This is a genomic window from Xanthomonas sp. LMG 12461 (assembly GCF_009192935.1).
GTDB classification, from domain to species: domain Bacteria; phylum Pseudomonadota; class Gammaproteobacteria; order Xanthomonadales; family Xanthomonadaceae; genus Xanthomonas_A; species Xanthomonas_A sontii.
In genome coordinates, this window is sequence record NZ_NQYT01000106.1 from 1 (window position 1) to 5,214 (window position 5,214).

Below are 5,214 nucleotides of genomic sequence, written 5' to 3' on the forward strand. Positions count from 1 at the left end.
CCCATGACCGAGGCCGTCATCGCCGCGGCCAAGCGCACCGCCATCGGCGCGTTCCTGGGCCAGTTCAACGGCGTGCCCACGCCGACGCTGGGCGCCGCGGCCATCCGCGCCGCGCTGGAGCAGTCCGGCATCCCCGCCGCCGACGTTTCCGAAGTCATCATGGGCTGCGTGCTGCCGGCCAACCTCGGCCAGGCCCCGGCACGTCAGGCCGCGCGCGCGGCCGGCGTGCCCGACGGCACCGGCGCCACCACCATCAACAAGGTCTGCGGCTCGGGCATGAAGGCGGTAATGCTGGGACACGACCTGATCAAGGCCGGTTCGGCCAGCATCGTCGTCGCCGGCGGCATGGAGTCGATGAGCAACGCGCCGCACCTGCTGCCGAACTCGCGCACCGGCAACCGCTACGGCAACTTCCAGGCGGTCGACCACATGGCCTGGGACGGCCTGACCAATCCCGACGACGGCCAGGCGATGGGCGTGTTCGGCGAGGCCACCGCGGAGAAGTTCGGCTTCAGCCGCCAGGACCAGGACGCGTTCGCGATCGAATCGGTGAACCGCGCGCAGGCCGCGCAGCGCGATGGCGCCTTCGCCGACGAGATCGTCCCGGTCGCCGTGGCCACCCGCAAGGGCGAGGTACGGGTCGACAGCGACGAGCAGCCGGGCAAGTCCGACGTGACCAAGATCCCGGCGCTGAAGCCGGCGTTCAAGAAGGACGGCACAGTCACCGCGGCCAGCTCCTCGAGCATCTCCGACGGCGCCGCCGCGCTGGTGCTGCTGGGCGCCGACGAGGCCGCCCGCCGCGGCGTCGCGCCGCTGGCCCGGATCGTTGGCCACGCGACCTTCTCGCAGGCGCCGGAATGGTTCACCACCGCGCCGGTGGGCGCGATCCGCAAGCTGCTCGACCAGGTCGGCTGGAGCCTGGACGACGTCGACCTGTTCGAGATCAACGAAGCCTTCGCCGTGGTGGCGATGGTGCCGATCAAGGAACTGGGCCTGGACCACGCCAAGGTCAACGTCCATGGCGGCGCCTGCGCGCTCGGCCATCCGATCGGCGCCTCCGGTGCGCGGCTGCTGGTGACATTGCTAAATGCGTTGCGCAGCCGTGGCGGCCGCCGCGGAATCGCGACGCTGTGCATCGGCGGTGGCGAAGCGACAGCGGTCGCCATCGAATTGATTTGATTGGGATTAACCCCTGAAACACAAAAATGAATGCGCGTGCGCTTGACAGCCGACTTTGGCTTGTCATCATGTTGAGGGCGCGCATTCGCGCGTTGCCTAACTAAACGACGAGGATAGACACAATGAGCATCAACAAGCTGCTGATCGCAATGGCCCTGGGCCTGGCCCTGGCCGCGTGCTCGAAGCAGGAGCAGGCCCAGGACGCCGCCGCTTCGGCTAACGAAGCCGCCACCGACGCGCAGGCTGCTGCCGACCAGTCGGCTGCCGCCGGCGCCCCGACCGCCGACGCCGCTCAGGCCGCTGCCGACACCGCCGCGACCGCCGCCAACACCGCTGCCGACGCTTCGGCCGCTGCCGCCGCTGCCCCGACCGATGCCGCTGCCGACAAGGCTGCCGACACCGCCAAGGCTGCGGAAGACACCGCCGAAAAGGCGAAGGACGCTGCTCAGGAAGCCAAGAAGTAATCACTTCTTGCTTTTTGCAGTCCTGAAAGAGCCGCTGGTCCGCCAGCGGCTTTTTCTTTGCCTGGCGTTTGCCGGGCAGCGCTGCAACGGCGCCACCAGCGTGCCGGCACAGCGTGTTCCCGGAGGGCGGCGTGGGTGACGACGCATGCATGTTCGCCTCGCGCGAATGCCGCGCCGTCGTCCGCCGCTGACGTCGCCTCGCAAGCGTGCGTCCCCGCACACAGGATTCGTCCGCGCCATTGCGTCGTCCACGCGTAGCGCGCATGCAAGCGCGACGCATGACCCGCACGACGCGCCGCACCGCCGCCCGCGGCGAGCGATGCGGTCGATGCGCACCGCTGCCACGCGCCATGCACGTGCGGCGCGTACGCGCCGACGCCGCACATCCGCATGGCCAGCATGCGACGGCAGCCGCGCGCATCGCAGTGCCTGGCTCCCACCCCACGGCGCCTCCCCCACCAGCGGCAGTGCCTTCCTGAACACTGCCCCGCGCCACCGCTTCGCCTTGACGCAGGCTGCATGCGCGTCCGCCTAGGCTGCGCCGCGTCACCCACCCGTGGACGGAGAAGCCGCATGAACAAGACCCCGATCGTGGCCCTGCTGGGCGCCCTCGCACTGGCCGGCTGCCAGGGTCCCGAATCGCAGCAGGCACAACGCGACGCCAAGGTCGCTGCCGAACAGACCGGCGAAGCGGCCAAGGAAGCCGCTGGCCAGGTCGCGCAGGCCGGGCGCGAGGTCGCCGCCGACGCGCGCGATGCCGCGCACCGTGCGGCCAACTCCGATGCCGTCAAGGATGCCTCGGCCGCAGCCAAGGAGATGGCGGCCGATGCCAGCGAGGCCACGGCGAATGCGGCGCAGAAAGTCGCCGACAAGGCACGCGAGAACGCCAACGAAGATCCGCACAACGGCGACCGCGAGCAGCATTGAGTCATTGGCCGTCCCCGTGCATGCGGGGGCGGCCTCTGCCGCGCAGCGCGTGCCGCGCGCTGTGCCGGCAAGGCGTCTTTTGTGACGCCGGTCCAAGGCGTTTGCGGCGTCACAGTAGACTTTTGCGATGCCGATTCTCCAACGTGTGCGGGCCAGGACCCGTCTAGCCCTGCTGTTCTCCGCTGCGGTCTTCGTGCTGATCGGCGCCGGCGTGTTCTACGGCGCACAACGCGCGCTCTCCGACGGCGCACGCGTCGCCCACACCCACGAAGTGCTGCGCAACATCGACGAGGTGCAATCCACCTTGCTGATGACCGAATCCTCGTTGCGCGGCTACGAGTTGACCGACAACCAGGCCTATCTGAGCCTCTACTACGACAGCGCCGAACGCGTGCCACGGCAGTTGGCGCAGCTGCGCAAGCTGGTTTCCGACAATCCCGTGCAGATCGCCAACATCCAGGTGCTGCAGCAGTCGATGGACACGCGACTGCGGCAGATGCGGGAGATGCTCGCGGTGTACCAGCGCGACGGCCTGCAGGCGCTGCGGCAGGCGATGGCGCCCAGCGTGTACCAGAGCTCCAGCGCGATCCGCGACCAAGTGCAGCAGATGACCGACGTGGAACTGCAACTGCTGCAGAGCCGCGACACCTCCAACCAGCGCAGCGCCGACATGCTGCTGGTGCTGGCCCTGGCCGGCATCCCGTTCGGCCTGGGCAGCGTCGGCGTGGTGTACGCGCTGCTGCTGCGCGAACTGCGCAACCGCAGCAACGCCGAGCAGGCCGCCTCGGTCGCCAACGAGAAGATGGAAGCCAGCATCACCGAGCTGGAGCGCACCAGTGCCGACCTCAACGCGCTCAGCCGCTATACCGGCCTGCTGCAGAGTTGCGTGGAGCCGGCCGAGGCACTGACGGTGACCGCACGCCTGCTCGCCGCGCTGATGCCCGACGCCGGCGGCAGCGTCTATCTGCTGCGCGCCTCGCGCGACCGCGCCGAGGAAATCGTCAGTTGGGGCGAGCCGCCGGTCGGCAGCGAGCCGGCCGTAGCGCCGCAGGACTGCTGGGCCTTGCGCCGCGACAAGAGCCACTTCGTGCATGCGCAGGGCCACGACTCGGCCTGCGCGCATCTGCGCGAGGATCCGTACGCGGCCGGTGCCAGCACCGCCTGCATCCCGTTGTCGGCTCAGGGCACCCAGTTGGGCTTCGTGTTCCTGGCCGGGCGCGGCACCGGTCCACTGCCGCGCATCGCCATCGCCGAGGCCGCCGCCGAGCAGCTGTCGCTGGCGCTGAGCAACCTGCGTCTGCGCGAGTCGCTGCGCCTGCAGTCGATCCGCGACCCGCTCACCGGCCTGTTCAACCGGCGCTACCTGGAAGAATCGCTCAACCACGAACTGGCCCGCTGCGGACGCCGGCAGATGCCGCTGTCGCTGCTGATGCTGGACGTGGACCACTTCAAGCAGTTCAACGACCTGCACGGCCACGGCGGCGGCGACGCCCTGCTGGCCGCGGTCGGGCAGATGCTGTCGACGCGGCTGCGCGGCGAGGACATCGCCTGCCGCTACGGCGGTGAGGAGTTCACGGTGATCCTGCCGGAGACCGGGCCGGAACAGGCGCAGGCCATCGCCGAACAGATCCGCAGCGCCGCCCAGCAATTGAGCGCGACCGTGGACGGCAAGGCGCTGCCGGCGGTGACCATGTCGATCGGCGTGGCCAGCTATGCGCGCGACGGCGTGGTCGCCACCACCCTGCTGCGCAAGGCCGATGCGGCGCTGTACCGGGCCAAGCGCTGCGGCCGCAACCAGGTGCAGGCCTACGACCCGACGCTGGACGGCATGGGCTGAACCGGCGGCGGTCGCAGTCGGGCCGCCGTTTTGAAGAAAGCGTCACAAAACCGACGCGATAGAGCGGCGATAGTCGCGCTTCCCCCGACTGGAGACGACAGCCCATGTCCATCTGGAAAGACCAGGGTCCCGCGCGCAAGGATGGCCTGCCGCCCGTTCCCGGTAACGGCGCGTTGCCGCCGGAGCCGCGCCCGCCGGGCGATGCCGCCCCGGGCGAACCGCTCGCCGCGGTCGCCGCCGCCGCCCCTGCCGCCCGCGCCCCTGCGCCGGCACCCGCCGCGAAGGAATCGCTGATCGCCGCCGACATCAGCATCGAAGGCAAGATCGAGGGCACCGGCCACATTCGCATCGCCGGCAAGTTCAAGGGCGACGTCAACGTGCAGGGCGACCTCACCATCGAGACCGGCGCCAAGCTCAGCGGCGGCGTGCGTGCCGACAAGGTGGTGATCGCCGGCGAGCTGGAAGGCAACATCGAATCGGCCTCGCGGGTGGAGCTGCTTGCGTCCGGCGCGCTGATCGGCGACGTCAAGGCCGGCTCGCTGACCGTGGCCGCCGGCTCGCGCATGCGCGGCCAGGCCGACTTCGGCTGGGACGACGACAAACATGCCCGCAAGAGCGGCAAGCCCGCGGAGTCCGACGCCGGCGCATGAGCAGCCCGCGTCCCGGCAGTCCGGGGGCGACCCGGACCTGCCCGCACTGCAAGGCCACCATTCTCGAAAGCGCCAGCGTCTGCCCGGCGTGCAAGCACCACCTGCGCTTCGATTCGGCGGTGCTGCAGCAGTCGGCGCCGTCGGCGCTGGTGCCGCT

General features: G+C 70.1%; 5 protein-coding genes. All 5 read left to right on the forward strand.

The window, feature by feature from the left end; genetic code table 11:
• Positions 1 to 3 precede the first annotated feature (3 nt).
• Positions 4 to 1,179 (forward strand): thiolase family protein, encoded by a 1,176-nt coding sequence (locus CEK68_RS20260; protein ID WP_152240466.1) that lies wholly within the window; start codon positions 4 to 6, stop codon positions 1,177 to 1,179.
• Positions 1,180 to 1,301: 122 nt separating this feature from the next.
• On the forward strand, positions 1,302 to 1,643 hold the full coding sequence (locus tag CEK68_RS20265; RefSeq protein ID WP_150409287.1) for a hypothetical protein: 342 nt from the start codon (positions 1,302 to 1,304) through the stop codon (positions 1,641 to 1,643).
• 573 nt (positions 1,644 to 2,216) lie between these two features.
• A complete protein-coding gene (locus CEK68_RS20270) occupies positions 2,217 to 2,570 on the forward strand; it encodes a hypothetical protein (protein ID WP_017908416.1) in 354 nt (117 codons plus the stop codon).
• A 127-nt stretch (positions 2,571 to 2,697) separates the two neighbouring features.
• Complete coding sequence (locus CEK68_RS20275) at positions 2,698 to 4,407, forward strand: diguanylate cyclase (RefSeq protein WP_193314268.1); 1,710 nt, start codon at positions 2,698 to 2,700, stop codon at positions 4,405 to 4,407.
• Between the two features lie 104 nt (positions 4,408 to 4,511).
• A complete protein-coding gene (locus CEK68_RS20280) occupies positions 4,512 to 5,057 on the forward strand; it encodes a polymer-forming cytoskeletal protein (RefSeq protein ID WP_152240465.1) in 546 nt (181 codons plus the stop codon).
• Positions 5,058 to 5,214 lie beyond the last annotated feature (157 nt).

What these genes read in the sequence shown, in the direction of transcription:
- CEK68_RS20280 (WP_152240465.1), top strand. Translation starts at nt 4,512, where the DNA reads ATGTCCATCTGGAAAGACCAGGGTCCCGCGCGCAAGGATGGCCTGCCG.
- CEK68_RS20275 (WP_193314268.1), top strand. Translation starts at nt 2,698, where the DNA reads ATGCCGATTCTCCAACGTGTGCGGGCCAGGACCCGTCTAGCCCTGCTG.
- CEK68_RS20270 (WP_017908416.1), top strand. Translation starts at nt 2,217, where the DNA reads ATGAACAAGACCCCGATCGTGGCCCTGCTGGGCGCCCTCGCACTGGCC.
- CEK68_RS20265 (WP_150409287.1), top strand. Translation starts at nt 1,302, where the DNA reads ATGAGCATCAACAAGCTGCTGATCGCAATGGCCCTGGGCCTGGCCCTG.
- CEK68_RS20260 (WP_152240466.1), top strand. Translation starts at nt 4, where the DNA reads ATGACCGAGGCCGTCATCGCCGCGGCCAAGCGCACCGCCATCGGCGCG.